This window comes from Streptomyces sp. NPDC003697, assembly GCF_053587115.1.
The window spans coordinates 39,806-58,782 of the sequence record NZ_JBSFNN010000041.1 but is presented as its reverse complement, the minus strand read 5'-3'; the positions used below and the strand labels follow the sequence as shown (position 1 = coordinate 58,782).

14 protein-coding genes, 1 tRNA gene and 1 pseudogene are annotated in these 18,977 nt (G+C 71.9%); 7 read left to right on the top strand and 9 right to left on the bottom strand.

Translation table 11 applies throughout. The features are described from left to right. Positions 1-1,241 precede the first annotated feature (1,241 nt). Complete coding sequence (locus ACWDNY_RS18225) at positions 1,242-1,559, bottom strand: helix-turn-helix domain-containing protein (RefSeq protein ID WP_451646771.1); 318 nt, start codon at positions 1,557-1,559, stop codon at positions 1,242-1,244. Between the two features lie 93 nt (positions 1,560-1,652). Here ACWDNY_RS18225 and ACWDNY_RS18220 point away from each other — a divergent pair, with 93 nt between their 5' ends. Next, complete coding sequence (locus tag ACWDNY_RS18220) at positions 1,653-2,564, top strand: hypothetical protein (protein ID WP_451646766.1); 912 nt, start codon at positions 1,653-1,655, stop codon at positions 2,562-2,564. A gap of 98 nt (positions 2,565-2,662) precedes the next feature. After that, positions 2,663-4,312 carry a hypothetical protein gene (locus ACWDNY_RS18215; protein WP_451646765.1) on the top strand — a complete coding sequence of 550 codons (1,650 nt, stop codon included), beginning with the start codon at positions 2,663-2,665 and terminating at the stop codon, positions 4,310-4,312. A gap of 256 nt (positions 4,313-4,568) precedes the next feature. Here the strand turns inward: ACWDNY_RS18215 and ACWDNY_RS18210 are convergent. From ACWDNY_RS18210 to galU, 7 genes are all read right to left on the bottom strand, one after another. Further along, positions 4,569-4,642, bottom strand: a tRNA-Ala gene (locus ACWDNY_RS18210). Between the two features lie 144 nt (positions 4,643-4,786). Then, a complete protein-coding gene (gene sepX / locus ACWDNY_RS18205) occupies positions 4,787-6,037 on the bottom strand; it encodes a divisome protein SepX/GlpR (RefSeq protein ID WP_451646764.1) in 1,251 nt (416 codons plus the stop codon). A gap of 172 nt (positions 6,038-6,209) precedes the next feature. Beyond that, positions 6,210-6,968 carry a GNAT family N-acetyltransferase gene (locus ACWDNY_RS18200; protein WP_451646763.1) on the bottom strand — a complete coding sequence of 253 codons (759 nt, stop codon included), beginning with the start codon at positions 6,966-6,968 and terminating at the stop codon, positions 6,210-6,212. Between the two features lie 20 nt (positions 6,969-6,988). Continuing rightward, on the bottom strand, positions 6,989-7,615 hold the full coding sequence (locus ACWDNY_RS18195; protein ID WP_451646762.1) for a MogA/MoaB family molybdenum cofactor biosynthesis protein: 627 nt from the start codon (positions 7,613-7,615) through the stop codon (positions 6,989-6,991). After that, positions 7,612-8,124: a cyclic pyranopterin monophosphate synthase MoaC gene (gene moaC / locus ACWDNY_RS18190; RefSeq protein WP_451646761.1), complete on the bottom strand. Its 513-nt coding sequence runs from the start codon at positions 8,122-8,124 to the stop codon at positions 7,612-7,614. Before moaC ends, ACWDNY_RS18195 begins: the two co-directional genes overlap by 4 nt. A 111-nt stretch (positions 8,125-8,235) precedes the next feature. Beyond that, complete coding sequence (gene glp, locus ACWDNY_RS18185; RefSeq protein WP_451646760.1) at positions 8,236-9,558, bottom strand: molybdotransferase-like divisome protein Glp; 1,323 nt, start codon at positions 9,556-9,558, stop codon at positions 8,236-8,238. Positions 9,559-9,563: 5 nt separating this feature from the next. Further along, complete coding sequence (gene galU, locus ACWDNY_RS18180; protein WP_451646759.1) at positions 9,564-10,466, bottom strand: UTP--glucose-1-phosphate uridylyltransferase GalU; 903 nt, start codon at positions 10,464-10,466, stop codon at positions 9,564-9,566. A gap of 93 nt (positions 10,467-10,559) precedes the next feature. Here galU and ACWDNY_RS18175 point away from each other — a divergent pair, with 93 nt between their 5' ends. Continuing rightward, entirely contained in the window at positions 10,560-11,201 is a 642-nt protein-coding gene (locus ACWDNY_RS18175; protein WP_451646758.1) for a 5-formyltetrahydrofolate cyclo-ligase, read from the top strand. Between the two features lie 52 nt (positions 11,202-11,253). Here the strand turns inward: ACWDNY_RS18175 and ACWDNY_RS18170 are convergent, their stop codons facing one another. Then, complete coding sequence (locus ACWDNY_RS18170) at positions 11,254-14,079, bottom strand: penicillin acylase family protein (protein WP_451646757.1); 2,826 nt, start codon at positions 14,077-14,079, stop codon at positions 11,254-11,256. Between the two features lie 202 nt (positions 14,080-14,281). On the opposite strand from ACWDNY_RS18170, the gene ACWDNY_RS18165 reads away from it, so the two are divergent. The 4 genes and pseudogenes from ACWDNY_RS18165 (at position 14,282) to ACWDNY_RS18150 (ending at position 18,646) form a co-directional block, all read left to right on the top strand. Continuing rightward, positions 14,282-15,799, top strand: a complete 1,518-nt coding sequence (locus tag ACWDNY_RS18165; RefSeq protein WP_451646770.1) for a potassium/proton antiporter — start codon at positions 14,282-14,284, stop codon at positions 15,797-15,799. Between the two features lie 276 nt (positions 15,800-16,075). Continuing rightward, positions 16,076-17,367 (top strand): annotated as a pseudogene (locus ACWDNY_RS18160) (MFS transporter). A 67-nt stretch (positions 17,368-17,434) separates the two neighbouring features. Next, positions 17,435-17,737: an FmdB family zinc ribbon protein gene (locus ACWDNY_RS18155; protein ID WP_451646756.1), complete on the top strand. Its 303-nt coding sequence runs from the start codon at positions 17,435-17,437 to the stop codon at positions 17,735-17,737. 75 nt (positions 17,738-17,812) lie between these two features. Continuing rightward, positions 17,813-18,646, top strand: coding sequence for an S-methyl-5'-thioadenosine phosphorylase (locus tag ACWDNY_RS18150; protein WP_451646755.1), 834 nt, complete (start codon positions 17,813-17,815; stop codon positions 18,644-18,646). Positions 18,647-18,977 lie beyond the last annotated feature (331 nt).

Here is an 18,977-nt window from a genome sequence, read left to right as displayed (position 1 = left end):
CACCACTCCTCCCGGCCTGACTCAACGAGCCAGACCCCTGGAGGGGGTCAACTTTCAAGCGTCGCCACTGGTCCACTTTTCAGCCGTCGCCGACAGCCCCGCCCGTGAGCGGCAAGACTCACGCAGCCCGGCCGATGCGCTGGGTACCGCGCACCAGCTTGGACGATGCCCTGCTCGAGCCCTATGAAGACACCACTGCCACATGGGTGGCCGGATACCTCGAGGGGTGGCTACCGGACGGCCGGATTACCTTGCACTAGCCGCAGTGCGCGGGTGGGGTTCATGCACGGCTCGCGGGGTCCTACATGCAGGCAACACGTAGGACCGTTCTTCCCGGTCGGGTGAAATAGGGCAGCTTTTGGGACCCAGCAGTACATCTGCGCCTTACAGTCTTGACCGTTGCACTCGTGCAGCGCAGCCCCAGCAATAGGGGCGCGCAGGCCAGTCGAGGACGGGAGTAGCAGTGGGGGGCGAGTCACTCTTCCAGCGTCTGGACGCAGAGGAAGGCGCGGTCCGAGAGGCACTCGATCGCCTGCGGAGTGAGGTGGCGCGCCTGGAGGAGCACCTGGCGCACCTGGCCATCACCCGGCGGACGGTTCAGGCGCTGCTCGAAAACCCGACTGGCTCCTCCCGCCCGGAGAAGCAGCCCCCAGCCGCGGAGCAGCCGCCCGCCCCAAGGGCGGGTGAGGGGCCAGCGGTAGATGGTGAGGACTTCGTAAGCTCCCCCTCTTCGGACGCAACTGCGCCGAGGGCCGATCGGGTTCCCTCTCAAAGACGCCGACGCTCGCACGACAGGCGCGAACTCGGTCCGGTGAGCGTTCGCATCGTGACACTCGTATCAAGCGCGGATCGTCCACTTCGCCCCAAGGAAGTGGCGATCGCCCTGGGACGCACCAACCCCAAGCGGACTCAAGTCGAGGGTATCCGCGCAGCATTGAAGCGGCTCGCCGACGGAGGTCACCTCCGCAAGGTTGGCCCGGGCCTCTTCACTGGCCCCTCTGACGAGACGGAAGAGGCTGCTTAAGGAGCGCTCGAAGAAGCGACGTCACGCGGGCGACTGACGTGGCAGTCGGACAAATGAGTGGTGCCGCCGAGGTGGAAGCTCAGCGGCACCGGTGCACGTGAGACCTGCAACGGGCTTCAGCATGCCCTCGGAGCGTAACCCACCACTGGGCCACTCGGAGGGCGTGCTGGGCCGATTTCACCCTGCCCGCGTACAGGAACGCGGGCAAGCGGAAGGTTCAGCAATGCCGAGACCCCGGTCCCGACGAACCCGGGTACAGACCGATTCCGAGCCCGTCCTCCAACCGGCTCAAAGTGGCCACGTCGGGCCAACTGTCGCCGGCCAACAAGTTCGCGATGGCCTGTCGATTCACCCCACTGACTGCAGCGACGCGGCGGAGACCGAGACCCTCTTGGTCGACGTGCCTGGCCAGCGACCTCGCAATGGCTTGGACCACCCGGGCCTGGGGGTGGTCGGGGATCACCGCGTCGGGCCAGTTCTCCGGGTCCGCGGCCAGTTCCCGCGGCGCCACGCTGCGGCCCCGTCCTCCGGTCATGAGGATGCGCTCCTGACGGTCGAAGTGCACACTCACGGCAAGGGTGGCTACTTGTGTAGCCACATCTCGTGGTGTGTTCCTTTGGAGAGGGATGTGAGCGGCGCGATCCTCGGCTACCGGCCGCTGGAGGAGCCGGCGGAATGGCCCCTGGTCGCCGACGGCGTCCGCATGGTGGCCGCTGCGACGTGCGACTCGGTCCCGTACGCGGTGCCGAAGCTGATGCTGGTGCTGTCCGGCCTCGCGACGTTCGCCGAGCGTGCCGGTCTCGCCCGCGATCCGCTGGCCTGGCTCGCCCCCGAAACGATCACCCGGTGCCTGGTCACGCGTCCCGGGCTCAGGGGCAGCACCCTGCAGACCTACCGCTGCATCCTCCTGCGGGTCCGGGAAGCGCTCCTGTGGCTCGAGACCGGTCAGCAGCCCACCCCGAAGCTGCGTGCCTCTCGGCAACGCCCCGCTCCTTACACGCCCCCCGAGCTGGCTCGCTTCATGATGTGGGCGCGGGGCCTGCCGCCGCTCAGCACGCACGGCGGCAGCGCCCTCGCCCGCCTCGCGCTGGGCGCGGGCTGCGGTCTCTCGCGCCGGGAGGTCCTCGCCGCCCGCGGGACCCACGTCACCGTGCTGCCTTCCGAAACCGTCGTGGTCGCCGTCCCCGGCAGTGACCGCCTCGTCGTCTGCCGCGCCATGTGGGAGCAGGTCCTCGCCGACCGCGCCCGCTCCGCGGGCGACGGTTACCTCTTCCTGCCGCAGCGCCAGACGCCGGAGCCCAAGAATGGGATCACGAACTGGGTGAAGCGCACCCAGGACGGATCCACCGGCCTGCCCGAGCTGAAACTGGCCCGGCTCCGCAGCTCGTGGATCGTCGAGCTGCTGCGGCAACGCGTTCCGGAGGACGTGGTCGCCGCGGCGGCCGGCATGAACTCGACCGCGGGACTCGCCCCGTACCGGAACTGGGTGCCGAAGCTCACCGAGGAGGCCACCAGGCGCATGCTCCGGGGCTGGGCATGAGGACCCCGGCGGACGACCCCCGGTACCAGGCCGGCAACGGACGTCCGAAACGCCCGTACCCGCATTCACCGGAGCCGTCCAAGTTGGACGACGGGCGTGTGAGGAAGCTGCACCTCGCCCTGCGGCGCAGCGGCATCGTGGAGGAGGTGGAGGAGAGCTTCGCAGCCCTCCCCGGACCTCGGGGGTACCCCGTGGGCCTGGTGCTGCTGGGTCTCGTCTGCGCCTGTTACGAGAAGGCAAGCACCAACCTCGACGATGCCTTCGAAACGATCACCTTCGGCATCAGTGACCGCCTGCGCACCGAACTGGGCGCGCCCACCTGTGACATTGAGGACCAGGACGCCGTCAACGCCCTGTACAACCGCTTCCACCGGGCGTGGAGCCGCCTGGTGAGGATCCTCGACCCGGTCCCGCACGAGCGGCGCAGCCGTCTGCCCCGGGCCGAGGGCCGCAGGATCGCCGCCGCCTGGAACGGCCCCGCGGGCGAGCCCGCACTGCGCCGTCTCGAAGAGCTCGCCAACAAGCTGGTCACCACACCGGTCCGCATCGCCTTCGCCAAGGGACTGATGCGCCACTGGCACGGTGACATCGCCGTCGACACGACGGCGGTGCCAAGTTGGGCCCGTCCCCACACGCGTAGGCGCTCCTCCCTCGAGGCGAGCGCCAACTGGCACTACAAGGGCGGCGGGGACAAGGAGTTCGGTTACAGCGCCACACTGGCCATCGCCGCCCACGCGGATCCCGCACGGGCCGGGCACTACCCGCAGCTGACCCTCGGCATGGTCCTGCACACGCCGCAGAAGGACATGGGACGTCACGCCCACTACGTCAGCATGATCCTCTCCCGCTTGACCCATGTGCGCGGCTTCGCCGCAGCCGACCGTGCCTACACCAAGCTCTACCCCCAGGACTTCCACCAGCCCCTGCACGCCCTCGGCTTCATGCCCGTGCTCGACCTCACCAAGGACCAGGTCGGCTTCGAAGGTCACCACCAGGACGCCATCGCCAAAGCGGGGCGCCTCTTCTGTCCCCGGACGCCCCGTCCCCTGCTCGACCTCTACCAACGCATCCGGGACGCCAAGAACGAGCGGGAACGCATCCCGCTGCGGGAGCAGCTCCGAGAGGTCGAGTCCTACGCGCTCGTCCGCAAGGCCACGGCGGACGAGCGGGGCAACGAGCGCTACTCCTGCCCCGCGACGAAGCTCAACTGCGCCTGGGCCACGGAGCGGGAACAGCACAACTCGCGCAAGAACACACAGGTGCCGGCCGTCATCGACTTGGAGGATCCACGCAGTCGCAGGGCCCACCCCGCGGGTCGGCCGACGGTCACGGTGCCGAAAGTGCCCTTCGGCGAACGGCCCAAGTGCTGCGACCAGTCTTCCGTCACCGTGCAGGCACAGGTGATGCCCCGCATGCGGCAGGACCTGGCCTGGCAGAGCACGTCCTGGGCCCTGGCCTACCAGACGCTGCGGTCCCACATCGAAGGAGGGAACGGACGCCTCAAGTCGGTCGACGCGGCCCTGCACGCCCGCGAAAAGCGGCAACCTCGCGGGAGGGTCGCCCAGAGCCTCCTGGCGGCGATCACGGTGATGGTCGAGAACATCATCGAGTTGGAGCGCTTCCGCAGGGCCAGCAAGGAGAGCGCCCGCACGGTCCTCGATCTGGAGACCGACGAGGTCCTCATCCCCTACCCGGCGGTTCCGGGCGCGTCCGAGCCCACTGGCGGCGTCATGGGTCGCAGCCCGTGACCGGCCGCCCGGACCACATCTGAAGATCGACGAAGCACGAGACCGCAGGCACACGGCCCCACGCCCGCGGTCCCCGCGGCATGCCCGCATCTCCACCGCCGATCCGGACCCGCCGCCCGGAGGGCGTCGCCCCAGCGGGCAGGTGGGCAGACTTGCGTACTAACCACGACTGAAACGGCGAGATCCCGACCCGACGGTGACCGTCTGATCGGGATCTCGCGAACCGTTCCCGGGCTAACCCGCGAACGGCCCTGCGTGGACCTGAGGGGATTCGAACCCCTGGCCCCCTCGATGCGAACGAGGTGCGCTACCGGACTGCGCCACAGGCCCTTGCAACGAGTGAAACTCTAGCATCCCGATCCTGATGCGTGGAAATCCGCTCCGGGGCTGGTCAGAGGGCCGGGCTCCGGAAGGGGCGTGGGTGCCCCCCGGTCGAGGGCCGGCCGGCCCGTCGGCCCAGTTGCCGCCCGGGCGCTACTCGTTGGCCGCCCGCGGACGGTCCCCGTCCTCGTACTGGTCGAAGAGGGGCGTGCGGCCGCGCTCGCGGGAGCGGCGGGCGGAGGCGGCGCGGCGGGCGTCGTTGCGCTCCTCCACGGCCGGCTTGTCCTCGGCGTGCTGGGGCGGCTCGTCGTCCGCCGCGGCCCGCGCCGCGGGTACCGCCTCCTGCTCGGGCACGGCGGAGCTGGACCGCGCCGAGCTCCACGCGTCGGGCGCTCCCAGGTCGACGTCCGAGGTGGCGCGCGGCGCGACCGGCGCGGTCACGTACGTGGGCAGCGGCACCGGGACCGGGTCCCAGCTCTCGCCGTGACCGGGGCGATGCTGACGCTCGCGTTGCTGGTCGAGCCACTCGGCGTGGTCGGTCTGCTCCACCAGGGCACGCCGGTCCGCGGCGAGCGCGGACAGTCCGGGGTCGGCCTCCGGTTCGGTGCCCGTGTCCGGCTGGTCGGCGCCCGGGTCCGCGGCCGCCCGCCGGCGCGGCGGGCGCTCGCGCAGCCGCTGCGCGGCGGCCTCGGCCCGCCGGCGGTCCATGTGGAAGGCGAACCGGCGGCGCTCCTGGATCCGCAGGTACACGATGTACGCGCTGAGCAGGGCCGCGGGCACGCCGGGCGCCCACAGGAACGCCAGGCCACCGACGGCCGCGACGATCGCACCCACGGTGAAGGCGAGGAAGAGGACGACGGTGGTGCGCCGGCGACGGGCCAGGACCTTCGTGCGCCGGGCGCGCGCCTCGGCCGCCTCGGCGTCGGGCGCGCGCCGGGCGGCCGGCACACGGTTGCGCGCGGGCGGCGCCTCGCCGGAGGAGGCCGCCGGCGTGGTGGTCCGGGGTGCCGGTGCCGAGGACCGCGCGGCCGGTGGGGTGGGCCGGGGTGCCGGTCTGCCCGACCGGTCGCGTGCCGTCTCGGCTCGCTCCGGGTCCGGGAGGGGCTCCTGCTCCACTTCCTGTGTACGGGTCGGGGGCACGGCGAAGGCCCGGACGTCCACCGAGTCGGTGACGGCGTCCGGGTCCACGGCGCCGGGCTCCCCCTCGTCGGCGGAGCGCGCCCGCAGGTCCCTGGCGTACCGACGCTCCATTCCCGCCCTTCCGGACAGCAGCCGGATGGCGGTGCTGAAGCGTTCCGTCGGACGGGCCTCGTTCAGCTCGTCCTGCCTACGGAGCCACATCGGCACCAAGTAGGCGGCCCAGGCCCCGACAATGACTGCGTAGATGAGGCCGCTGCTGCTCACGCCTCACACGGTAGAGGGGTTTGCGTGAGGCCATCTGCCAATTGGGCCGGTGTGTCGCACGATCCGGCTGATATTTCGAACTTTTCTTGTGACCGATCCGATCAGCGCCCCGTCAACGCAGTGAATTCAACGACTCCGGGCGATCAGGCGCCGATCAATTTCGAACATATATTCAATTCCCGGGCGCGGCGGGATTCCCTCCGCCGTTCTGCCGGCCCCCCTGCCCGCCGCCGGACCCGGCACCCCGGTCGCCCCGAAGCCCCGGAACGCCCCACCGGTCGGAGGCCGTGCGCCGCTCACCGGACACCGCGTCCGGCTCGCGGGAGCCCGCGTCGCGCGCCCGCTGGGCGCGGGCGCGCCGCCAGCGGGCCAGCAGCCCTTCGGGTACCTCTTCCGCGGTGAGGGCGTAGACCAGGTGATCGCGCCAGCCCCCGTCGATGTGGAGATAACGCGGCCGGAGCCCCTCCTCGCGGAATCCGAGTTTCTCCACCACGCGGCGGCTCGGCCCGTTCTCCGGGCGAATGCAGACCTCGATGCGGTGCAGCCCGACGGTGCGGAAACAGTGGTCCACCACGAGCGCCACGGCCGTCGGCATCACGCCCCGGCCGGCCACGCCCTGGTCCACCCAGTACCCGATGTGGCCCGAGCACATGGAGCCCCAGGTGATGCCGGCCACCGTCAACTGCCCGACCAGGCGCCCCTGGTACTCGATGACGAACGGCAGCATCCGGCCCGCGTTGGCCTCGGCGCGCAGGTGCCGGACCATCTGGCGGTAGGTCGGCCGGTGCGTGATGGGCCCGGCGGGCGTGGGCGGCGGGATGGTCGCCTCCCAGGGCCGCAGCCAGTCCCGGTTGCGCCGGTTGACCTCGCGCCAGGCCCGCTGGTCGCGCAGCTTTATCGGCCGGAGGACGATGTCTCCCTCCGTCAGCACGGCGGGCCACGATGGGCTGTTCAGCTCGCACTCCCTGGGTGTGCCTCCCAGGCCTGCGAGGCACTGGGGGAGCGTCTGAAGGCGCCGTCTCCGGCGTCGTGAGCGCCCGGATCCGTGGCGCCCGGCTCGGCGGCCCCGGTGCCCGGCCGCGGGTGGTCGCCGCCGCGCAGCTGGTCGACGGCGTGCACCAGCAGGGGCTCCAGGACGGCCAGTCCGTCCTTGACCCCGCCGGTCGAGCCCGGCAGGTTGACGACGAGCGTCCGTCCCGCCACGCCGGCCAGCCCCCGGGAGAGCGCCGCGGTGGGCACCTTCTCCCGTCCGAAAGCCCTGATGGCCTCAGCGATGCCGGGCACCTCGTGGCCGATGACCCGGCGCGTCGCCTCGGGCGTGCGGTCGGTGGGCGACAGGCCCGTCCCGCCGGTGGTGACGACCACGTCGTACCCGGCGGCGACGGCCTCGCGCAGCGCGGCCTCGACCGGGTCGCCGTCGGGCACGACCCGCGGCCCGTCGACGGCGAACCCGAGGCGCGTCAGGCCGTCCGCGACCAGCGGGCCGCCCCGGTCCTCGTAGACGCCCGCGGCGGCCCGGTTGGAGGCGGTGACGACCAGGGCCCGGTAGGGCGCGCCGGTTCCGGTCACGGCACTCATGCCCGGCTCCACTCGCCCGACTTGCCGCCCGTCTTCTCCTCCACCCGTACGTCGGTGATGACCGCTCCCTTGTCGACCGCCTTCACCATGTCGATCACGGTGAGCGCCGCGACGGAGACCGCCGTGAGCGCCTCCATCTCGACGCCCGTGCGGTCCGTCGTCCGCACGGTGGCCGAGATCTCCACGGCGTCGTCCGCGACCGACAGGTCCAGTCTCACACCGGACACCGACAGCGGGTGGCACAGCGGGATCAGGTCCGGGGTGCGCTTGGCGCCCATGATCCCGGCGATCCGCGCGGTGGCGAGGGCGTCGCCCTTGGGCACCCCCTCGCCGCGGAGCAGCTCCACCACGCGCGGCGAGACGAGGACGCGGCCGCTGGCGCGGGCGGTCCGCGCGGTCACGTCCTTGTCCGACACGTCGACCATGCGGGCGGCGCCCGCGTCGTCGAGGTGCGTCAGTCGGTCCTGCACAGGGGGTCCGGGGGTCTCCCCCCGGGAAGGCACAGTCATGATCGTGTGGCGCTCCCGGTCCTGGCCCGCCGCGCTGCGGCACGCGGGCCCGTTGTGCGCGACACGCTACCGCCACGGTGGATTGCCGGGCGGAGCCGACCCCTCCCCCGGTCAGCCGAGCAGGACCACCTCGACCTCGGTGCCGGGTTCGACCGACTCGACGTCCTCGGGGACGACGATCAGGGCGTCGGCCCGGGCGAGGGCGGCGATCAGATGGGATCCGGCGTCGCCCACGGGCGTCACCTCACCGCCGGCGTGGACGCCGCGCAGGAACTGCCGCCGCCCCTTGGGCGAGCTCAGCGCCCTGTCCGCCCGCAGCGTGGCGCGGGTCCTGGGGCGGTGGACGTCGTCCAGGCCCATCAGGGTGCGGATCACGGGCCGGACGAACAGCTCGAAGGAGACGTAGGAGGAGACGGGGTTGCCCGGCAGGGCGAGGAGCGGGATGTGGTCGGGGCCGACGGAGCCGAAACCCTGCGGTTTGCCGGGCTGCATGGCCAGCCGGCGGAACTCGACGCCCCCGCCCGGCTCGTCCGCGTCGCCGACGTGCGACAGCGCCTCCTTGACGACGTCGTACGCCCCGACGCTCACTCCGCCGGTGGTGACCATCAGGTCGGCGCGCACCAGTTGGTCCTCGACGGTGGACCGCAGGGTGTCGGCGTCGTCGGCGACGGCGCCCACCCGGTAGGCGATGGCGCCGGCGTCCCGCGCGGCCGCGGTGAGGGCGAAGCTGTTGGAGTCGTAGATCTGCCCCGGGCCCAGCTCCTCGTCGGGCTGGACGAGTTCGCTGCCGGTGGACAGCACCACCACGCGCGGGCGGGGCCGCACCCGCACCGTGCCGCGGCCGATCGCCGCGAGCAGCGCGATCTGCGGCGGCCCCAGGACCGTGCCGGCCGCCAGGGCGCGGTCCCCGGCCCGCACGTCGCTGCCCCGCGCCCGCACGTGCGCGCCTTCCTCGGCGGGCCGGTACACCCGCACGTGCCCGTGGGCGCCGTCGGAGGCCAGACTGCCGGCGCGCATGCCGCGCACCGGGCCCCCGCCGAGGCCGCCGTCGGTCCACTCGACCGGGACGACCGCCTCCGCGCCGGGCGGCAGCGGGGCGCCGGTCATGATGCGGGCGGCCTGCCCGGGACCCACGCGGACCGGGTCGGCCGCGCCCGCCGCGACGTCCCCGACGACCTCCAGCGCCGCCGGGAACTCATCGGTGGCGCCCGCGACGTCCGCGACCCGCACCGCGTACCCGTCCATGGAGCTGTTGTCGAACGGCGGCAGGGACACCGGCACCATGACCTCGTCGACCAGGACGCAGCCCCGGGCGTCGAGCAGGTTCAGCTCGATGGGTTCCAGGGGGCGGACGGTGGTGAGGACGTCCTCCAGATGCTCGTCCACCGACCACAGGCGGTCCGGGTCGGCTGCGGAACTCGCGGGGCTGCTCAACGTCGTTACATCTCCTCGGCCACATACCGGCGAAGCCAGGCCCTGAAGTCGGGTCCCAGGTCTTCACGTTCGCACGCGAGTCTGACAATGGCACGCAGGTAGTCGCCACGGTCGCCGGTGTCGTAGCGGCGTCCCTTGAAGACGACGCCGTGCACGGGCCCGCCGGTCTTCTCGTCCTGGGCGAGCTGCTGCAGGGCGTCGGTGAGCTGGATCTCGCCGCCGCGGCCGGGCTCGGTGGTGCGCAGCACACCGAAGACGCCGGGGTCGAGGACGTACCGGCCGATGATGGCGTAGCTCGAGGGGGCGTCGGCCACGTCCGGCTTCTCGACCAGGCCGGTGACCTGCACGACGTCGCCGTCCTCGGTGGTCTCGACGGCGGCGCAGCCGTAGAGGTGGATCTGCTCGGGGGCGACCTCCATCAGCGCGACGACGCTGCCGCCGTGCTGCTCCTGCACCTCGATCATCCGCCGCAGCAGCGGGTCTCGCGGGTCGATCAGGTCGTCGCCGAGGAGGACGGCGAAGGGCTCGTCGCCGACGTGCGGGGCGGCGCAGAGCACGGCGTGCCCCAGGCCCCTGGGGTCGCCCTGGCGGACGTAGTGGATCATCGCGAGGTCGCTGGACTCCCGGACCTTGGCAAGCCGGTTGCCGTCCCCCTTCTTCTCGAGGGCCGACTCCAGTTCGTAGTTCCGGTCGAAGTGGTCCTCCAGCGGGCGCTTGTTGCGGCCCGTCACCATGAGCACGTCGTCGAGACCGGCGGCGACGGCTTCCTCGACCACGTACTGGATCGCCGGTTTGTCCACCACCGGCAACATCTCCTTGGGAGTGGCCTTGGTGGCGGGCAGAAACCGGGTGCCCAAACCTGCCGCGGGGATGACAGCCTTGCTGATCCTGGGATGCGACTGAGTCATGGCGGCAACCTTATCCGGTGCCTTTGGCCAGAATCTGAGTCTGCGGCTGGTTGCCGCTCAAATGAGTCGATTGGGAAGGCACGGAAACGACCCGTGAGTCACAGCGCACGTCCGCACGAGTCTGACAAGCGAAGGTTGCGGCGGGAGGTCCTCGCGGTGAGGAACGGATTGACCGCGGACGACGTGCGCACGGCGGCCGAGATGCTGGCCGGGCGCGCCCTCGCACTCCCGGAACTGGCGCGGGCGCGCACGGTGGCCGCGTACGTCTCCGTGGGCACCGAACCGGGCACCCTCGCGTTGCTGGAGGCCCTGCGCGGGCGCGGCGTACGGGTCCTGCTGCCCGCGCTGCTGCCGGACAACGACCTGGACTGGGGCGTGTACGCCGGCGAGGGCTCCCTCGCACGTGTGCGACACGGCGGGCGGATGGCCCTGTTCGAGCCCGTCGGGGAGCGTCTCGGGCCGGACGCCGTGACGGCCGCCGACGCGGTCCTGCTGCCGGGGCTCGCCGTCGACGCGCGCGGGATGCGGCTGGGGCGCGGCGGGGGGTCCTACGACCGGGTGCTGGCGCGTCTGGAGGCGGCCGGCGCGCACCCCGCGCTCGTGGTCCTGCTGTACGACCCGGAGATCGTCCGGCACGTCGCCGGGGAGCCGCACGACCGGCCGGTCCACGCGGTGGTGACCCCTTCGGGAGTGCGCCGCTTCCCGGGCGGGGGGCGCACCGGCCACGAAAGGTGAAACGGCCCTCCACGCGTGCGTGGAGGGCCGTTCGGGCGGGGCGGTCAGGGCGTCACGGCCTGAGCACCAGCGTGTCGCTCGTGTTCTTCTCCACCGCCTGCTCCGCGAAGGACCACGGCAGCAGGTCGCCGTCGGCCCACTTGCCCGTCTGGTCGGTGTAGTGGGCGCTGAAGGCGTGGCCGGAGGCACCGGTGAGGTTGATCCACCGGGACTTGTCGAAGTCGGCGAGGTTGACCACCATCCGCATGGACGGCACCCACATCACGCTGTAGCCACCGGCGGCGTTCCAGCCGGAGGCGTTCACCGCGGCCTCGCCGCCGCTCAGCTTCCACGGGCCGCGGTTGAGGGCGTACTGCACGAAGCCCGGGCCGGCGGTGCCGAGGGTCTGGTTCTTCAGGAACAGGCGGTGCAGCCGGCCCCAGCTCCAGGTGTCGATGTCCTTGCCGAGCTTGGCGGTCAGCTCCCAGCGGGCGTCGATCATGGCCCGCTCGAACAGGGAGTCGCGGTCGGTCGCCGCGGGGCGGGTGCCCGACGCGGGGGCCTGCCACCAGTCGCTCTTCTCGTCGTCGACGAGGTTCCGGACCACCTCGTACCAGCGGTCGCCGCCGTCGGGCTGCGCCTGGTCGGCGGCGCGCCGGCCGCACTCGCGGACCTTGCGGTCGTCGTCCACGGGGCCGGTGGTGTCGACCGGCTCGACCCACAGGCACTGGCCCTCGGGGCGCAGCTCCTTGGGCAGCTTGTTGCCGAAGGCGAGCTTGAGGATGTTGCGCCAGACCGCGTTGAAGTAGGCGGCCGCCGCCGAGTCCGCGTCCTGGGTGTAGTCCCAGCCCTCGAGGAGCTTCTGGGCCTGGCGGACGCCCTTGTCGCCGATGTCGATCTTCAGCAGCATGGGCTTGAGCAGCTTGGCGATCTCGCTGCTGTTGTCCATCTGCATCTGGCGCATGTCGTCGGTGGAGATCTTGCCGCCGCCGTCGATCTTCGTCTTGATCAGATCGGTGATCCGCTGGCTCCGGGTGCCGTAGCCCCAGTCCGTGGTGAGCGTGTACGGGTACTTGTCGGGGGCGACGACGGCCTGGTTGGCGGTGACGATGTAGCCGCGCTCGGGGTTGTACTCGTAGGGCAGCTCGTCCTGCTTGACGTAGCCGGTCCATTCGTACTTGGAGTCCCAGCCCGGCGCCGGGACGGAGCCGTCGTCGTCCTTGGGGCGGGTGGGGATGCGGCCGGGCAGCGTGTAGCCGATGTTGTTCTTCGTGTCGGCGTAGACCAGGTTCTGCGAGGGCACGTCGAACAGGGCGGCCGCGTCGCGGAAGTCCTTCCAGTCCGCCGCCTTGTCGATGGCGAAGACGGCGTCCATCGTCGTGCCCGGCTCCAGCGCGGTCCACTTCAGGGCGACGGCGTAGCCGTCGGCGCGGTCGGGCGCCCCGTCGTCGACGCCGGCCTTCTTGCCGACCGTCACCAGTTCCTCGTCGCGGTCGGACAGCAGGGGCATCTCGTCCTCGGTCTGGCGGACCACGATCGTCTTGGCCTCGCCGCCGGCGACCTTGATGGTCTCCTGCCGGGTCCGGAACGGCACGACCTTGCCGTCGCGCAGGTAGCCGTCACCGCTGAGCTTCTCCAGGTAGAGGTCGGAGACGTCCACCCCGGAGTTGGTCATGCCCCAGGCGATGTCCCGGTTGTGGCCGATGACCACGCCGGGCATGCCCGCGAAGGTGTAGCCGGTGACGTCGTACCGGCACTTGTCGGAGACGGCGCGGCAGTGCAGGCCCATCTGGTACCAGACGGAAGGCAGCGACGGCGACAGGTGCGGGTCGTTGGCCAGCAGCGGCTTGCCGGTGATGGTGTGCTGCCCGGCGACGACCCAGGAGTTGGACCCGATGCCGTTGCCGTTCACACCGACGGCCGTGGGGACGTCGTCCAGGACCTGGTAGAGGCCCGCGAGCTGGCTCTGCAGTGCCGTACCGGACGCGCCCGCGGTGCCGGTACCGGAGGTGCCGGTGCCGGTGCCGGACGAGCCCGTGCCGGCGGAACCGGCGGAGCCGGCGGAGCCGGCCGTGCCCGTCGGCGCGCCCGTGCCGCCGCCGGAACCGCCGTCCTGTTCGAAGGTCCCGGAGAGCTCCTTGTACCGGCCCTCCTGCACGATCGCCTTGTTGCGGCTGTACGGGTAGTCCGGGTAGAGGTCCGCGATCTGCTTCGGGCCCAGGCGGCTGGTCATCAGGGCCCGGTCGATCTCGTCCTGCATGTTGCCGCGCAGGTCCCAGGCCATCGCCTTGAGCCAGGCGACCGAGTCGACCGGGGTCCACTCGGCGGGCTTGTAGTCGGTGGTGAAGCCCAGGGCCGCGTACTCCACGGAGACGTCCGCGGCGTCCTTGCCCTGGAGGTAGGCGTTGACCCCCTTGGTGTACGCCTGCAGGTACTTCTTCGTGGAGGCCGACAGCTTCTTGTCGTACTCCCGCCGGGCGATCCGGTCCCAGCCCAGCGTGCGAAGGAACTCGTCGTTCTTGACCTGGCTGCTGCCGAACATCTCCGACAGACGGCCGGAGGTCATGTGCCGGCGCACGTCCATCTCGTAGAACCGGTCCTGCGCCTGGGCGTAGCCCTGCGCCATGAACAGGTCCTCGTCGGAGGAGGCGTAGACCTGCGGGATCCCGTAGCCGTCGCGCTTGACGTCGACGGGACCCGACAGGCCCTGGAGCGTGAGGCTGCCCTTGGTCTGGGGGAAGGAGGCGCGGACGGTGCTGATGGACCAGTAGGCCCCGTAGGCGACGCCTCCGACGACGGCCAGCACCAGCACGAACGCGATCAGTCGGGCTTTACGCCCCTTCTTCCTGCCGGACTTGCCGGGCTTGTCACCCGTTGAGGCGGTGGTGTTGGGGGGCATCGCTGTCCTTGCTGTCCTAACGCGAGCGGCAGGCGGTACTGGAGTGCTGGAGCAACCATAGGCGCAGGGCCCGATGCCACTTGACGCGGAGTCGGGTCCAGGCGCGGACGGACGTTCGATCTTGCCCGGAGAAGTGTCAAGAAAGCGTCAAGAATTAGATAAGGTAACGAAGTGACCGGATGCTCCGGAGGAGGAACCGCCCCTGACTGTCCACCACCTCAACCAGCTCCTGCTGGCCTGCTCGCTCGTCCTGCTCGTCGCCGTCGCCGCGGTCCGGATCTCCTCGCGCAGCGGGCTCCCCAGCCTGCTCGTCTACCTGGGCATGGGCGTCGTGATGGGGCAGGACGGCCTCGGCCACATCTACTTCGACAACGCCCAGCTGACCCAGGTCATCGGCTACGCCGCCCTGGTGGTCATCCTGACCGAAGGCGGCCTCGGCACGAAGTGGGAACAGATCCGGCCGGTCCTGCCGGCCGCCTCCGCGCTGGCGACGGTCGGGGTCGCGGTGAGCGTCGGCGTCACGGCGGCGGGCGCGCACTACCTCAGCGGGCTGGAGTGGCGGCAGGCCCTCATCATCGGAGCGGTGGTGTCGTCCACGGACGCGGCGGCCGTCTTCTCCGTCCTGCGCCGGGTCCCGCTGCCCGCCCGCGTGACGGGCACGCTGGAGGCCGAGTCCGGCTTCAACGACGCCCCGGTGGTCATCCTGGTCGTCGCCTTCTCCAAGGCCGGTCCGATCGAGCACTGGTACCTGCTGGTGGGTGAGATAGCGCTGGAGCTCGCCATCGGCGCCGCCGTCGGCCTCGCGGTGGGCTGGCTGGGCGCCCTGAGCCTGCGGCGCGTGGCCCTGCCCGCCTCCGGTCTCTACCCGATCGCCGTGATGGCCATCGCGGTCGCGGCGTACGCGGGCGGCGCCCTGGCGCACGGCAGCGGATTCCTGGCCGTCTACCTGGCGGCGATGGTGCTGGGCAACGCCAGGCTGCCGCACTGGCCCGCCACCCGCGGCTTCGCCGAGGGGCTCGGCTGGATCGCCCAGATCGGCATGTTCGTCCTGCTCGGCCTGCTGGTCACCCCGCACGAGCTGGGCGACGACGTCTGGCCCGCCCTCGTCATCGGCCTGGTGCTGACCATGGTGGCCCGGCCGCTGAGCGTGGTGGTCAGCCTGCTGCCGTTCCGGGTGCCGTGGCAGGAGCAGGCCCTGCTGTCCTGGGCCGGGCTGCGCGGCGCCGTCCCCATCATCCTGGCGACGATCCCGATGGTGAACGGCGTCGACGCCAGCCACCGCATCTTCAACATCGTCTTCGTCCTGGTCGTCGCCTACACCGTCATCCAGGGCCCGACCCTGCCCTGGCTCGCCCGCACGCTGCGCCTGGGGCAGGGCGGCGAGGCCACCGACCTCGGCATCGAGTCGGCCCCGCTGGAGCGGCTGAGCGGCCACCTGCTGTCCCTTGCGATCCCCGAGGGATCACGGATGCACGGCGTGGAGGTCAACGAGCTCCGGCTGCCGGCCGGGTCCGCGGTCACCCTCGTCGTGCGGGAGGGGAAGTCGTTCGTCCCGCTGCCCTCGACGGTGCTGCGGCGCGGCGACGAACTCCTCGTGGTCGCCACCGACCCGGTGCGCGACGCGGCGGAACGACGCCTGCGCGCCGTCGGCCGCGGTGGCAAGCTCGCCGGATGGCTCGGCACCAGGGGGGACGCCGACGGGGCGGGCGGCGCCCGTTGAGTGGACGTTTCACACGATTCGCACCCTCACGCATTCACAGGCGAACGGCCTTGCCGGTGCTGCCTTTCACAGGGATGCGAGAGGTGTGCCCTGTACCCTGAAGGCGCACCCTGATCGAACCAACTCTGCCTGACGCAGAGCTGGCGCGACCGTATGGCGGCCGGGTCGTCCCCCGCGTGGGCGCCGGCATCTACCGCAGTCCGCGCAAGAGGACAGCTCTCGGCGCCGCCCGGACACCAGCGGGCCGCGCTACCAGGCGGCAGAAAGGCACGGGCCGTGGCATCCACGGTCACCTCCCAGGCGGCGAAGAACTCGACGGCCTCCTCCCGCCCGGGATACGGACAGCTGCTGCGCACCCGCGGCGCCTGGACGTTCCTGCTCCCCGGCTTCGCGGCGCGCCAGCCGTTCGCGATGCTCACCCTCTCCATCGTGCTGCTCGTGCAGCACACCACCGGCAGCTACGGCGCCGCGGGCGCCGCCGCGGCCGTCACCGGTGTTTCGATGGCCCTCTTCGCGCCCTGGGGCGGGCGCCTCGCCGACCGTCACGGGCAGCGCGCCGTGCTGGTCCCCGGCGTCCTGGTGCACGCCGTGGCGGCGACGGCGCTGACCGCGCTCGCCCTGGCGCACGCCCCGCTGTGGGCCCTGTTCGCGGCGGCCGTCCCGACCGGCGCCTCCGTCCCGCAGGTCGGGCCGATGGTGCGGGCCCGCTGGGGCGCCGTGCTCGAGGACTCGCCCCTGATGACGACCGCGGCGGCCTTCGAGTCCGTCACGGACGAGCTGACCTTCGTCGTCGGACCGCTGCTGGCGACCGTCCTGTGCACCGCCGTGGCACCGGCCGCGGGCCTGGTCACGGAGGCCGCGCTGACCCTGGCCGGCGGCCTGCTGTTCGCCGCCCGGAAGAGCACCCAGCCGCCCGTCTCCGCCGGCGGGCAGGCACGCGTGGAGCGCACCTCCGCCCTGCGCGTCCCCGGCGTGCGCGTGCTGATCGTGACCTTCCTGGGCATCGGCTCGGTCTTCGGCGGCATGCAGGTCTCGCTGGCCGCGTTCACCGAGTCGATCGGCCGGCCCGGCCTCAACGGCGTCCTCTACGGGATCTTCGCGGCCGGCAACATGCTCTCCGGGGTCGTGTGCGGCGCCGTCGCCTGGCGCCTGGCGCCCCAGCGGCGCCTTGTCATCGGCTACACGGCCCTCGCCGTGGCCGCCTCCGCCCTGTGGACCGCCCACTCGGTGGTCCTGCTCGCCGCCCTCGGCCTGCTGGCCGGCGTGTGCATCGCGCCCTCCCTGATCACCGGCTACACGCTGGTGGAGGGGCTGGTCCGGGCCGGCGCCCGCACCGAGGCCTTCACCTGGCTGACGGGCGCGGTGGCCCTCGGCCAGGCGGCGGCCGTCACCGTGGCCGGGCAGTTCGAGGACCGCCTGTGGGACGGCGCGGGGTTCCTGGTCCCCATGGGCGGTACGGTGCTCGCTCTCGTCACCCTGGTGACGCTGCGCTCGCGGCTGTCCGCGCGGCCGGCGGCCGCACCGTCGCGCGTGGCATCGGTCACCGCGCTCCCGTCTCAGTGGACTGACGCCGAGGAATGCGTCACTATGGATCGTCGTTAGCACTCATCGAGTGAGAGTGCCAGGAGGAAGACAGTGCCGACCTACCAGTACCAGTGCACCGTGTGCGGCGAGGGCCTCGAGGCGGTGCAGAAGTTCACCGACGACGCCCTGACCGACTGCCCCAGCTGCGGTGGCCGCCTGAAGAAGGTTTTCTCCGCCGTCGGCATCGTCTTCAAGGGATCCGGCTTCTACCGTAACGACAGCCGCGGCTCCTCGTCGAGCAGCAGCCCGGCGTCGTCCTCGTCGAAGTCGTCGAGCTCGTCCTCGGCCGGCTCCTCCTCGTCGGGCTCGGGTTCGTCCTCGTCCGCGAGCTCGGCCGGCACCTCCGCCGCCTGACCCTCGTCCCACGGGGCCCCGCCGTCACCGACGGCGGGGCCCTCGGCGTTCCACCCGGCGACTACTGTGCAGGGCATGGCGAACGCAGAGATCGGCGTAATCGGCGGCAGCGGCTTCTACTCGTTCCTCGACGACGTGACCGAGGTCCAGGTGGACACGCCGTACGGAGCGCCCAGCGACTCCCTGTTCCTGGGTGAGATCGCCGGCCGCCGGGTCGCCTTCCTGCCCCGGCACGGCCGCGGCCACCACCTGCCGCCGCACCGCATCAACTACCGCGCCAACCTGTGGGCGCTGCGCTCCGTCGGCGTGCGCCAGGTCCTCGGCCCCTGCGCGGTCGGCGGCCTGCGCCCGGAGTACGGGCCCGGCACCCTGCTGGTGCCCGACCAGTTCGTCGACCGCACGAAGTCCCGGGTGCAGACGTTCTTCGACGGGCTGCCGCTGCCGGACGGCACGGTGCCCGACGTCGTGCACGTCTCCCTGGCCGACCCCTACTGCCCGACCGGCCGTACGGCGGCGCTGAAGGCCGCGCGCGGACGGGACTGGGAAGCCGTCGACGGCGGGACGTTGGTCGTGGTGGAGGGGCCACGCTTCTCGACCCGTGCCGAATCGCTGTGGCACCAGGCGCAGGGCTGGTCGGTGGTGGGCATGACCGGTCACCCGGAGGCGGCCCTCGCCCGGGAACTGGAGCTCTGCTACACGTCACTGACGCTGGTCACCGACCTGGACGCGGGCGCCGAGACCGGTGAGGGTGTCTCGCACGACGAGGTGCTGCGGGTGTTCGCGGCCAATGTGGAACGGCTGCGGGGCGTCCTCTTCGACGCGGTGGCCGCGTTGCCGGCCACCGCGGAGCGGGACTGCCTGTGCGCTAACGCGCTCGGGGGGATGGATCCGGGGTTCGCGCTGCCGTAGTCGGCGTCGCGCACGGCGGCGTGGTCCCGGCGCGCGGGTTCAGGTGCAGGCGCTGGTGCAGTGCAGGACCAGGCGCTGGTGCAGTGCGGGAACAGGCGCCGGTGCGGTGCGGCGACAGGCGTGGGCACGGGGCGGAGGCCCACGTTCGGGTGGGGGAGTTGTCCACAACCGGCGAGTAGCACACGGGCTCAAGCGGGCCGGAGCGGAACGGCGCATCGTGGCGTGGCAAGCCGATTCCACGTCCCAGGTGGTGGTCCACGTGTCCGTTCCGTCTTCCATTCCGTCGTCGTCCGCCGTCCCGTCGGGGCCGTCTTTCCCGCCGTCCTCCCCT

Excerpts from the sequence above, each read along its gene's own strand:
- moaC (WP_451646761.1), bottom strand. The coding sequence starts at position 8,124 with ATGACTGTGCCTTCCCGGGGGGAGACCCCCGGACCCCCTGTGCAGGAC.
- ACWDNY_RS18225 (WP_451646771.1), bottom strand. The coding sequence starts at position 1,559 with ATGACCGGAGGACGGGGCCGCAGCGTGGCGCCGCGGGAACTGGCCGCG.
- ACWDNY_RS18170 (WP_451646757.1), bottom strand. The coding sequence starts at position 14,079 with ATGCCCCCCAACACCACCGCCTCAACGGGTGACAAGCCCGGCAAGTCC.
- galU (WP_451646759.1), bottom strand. The coding sequence starts at position 10,466 with ATGACTCAGTCGCATCCCAGGATCAGCAAGGCTGTCATCCCCGCGGCA.
- ACWDNY_RS18195 (WP_451646762.1), bottom strand. The coding sequence starts at position 7,615 with ATGAGTGCCGTGACCGGAACCGGCGCGCCCTACCGGGCCCTGGTCGTC.
- ACWDNY_RS18150 (WP_451646755.1), top strand. The coding sequence starts at position 17,813 with ATGGCGAACGCAGAGATCGGCGTAATCGGCGGCAGCGGCTTCTACTCG.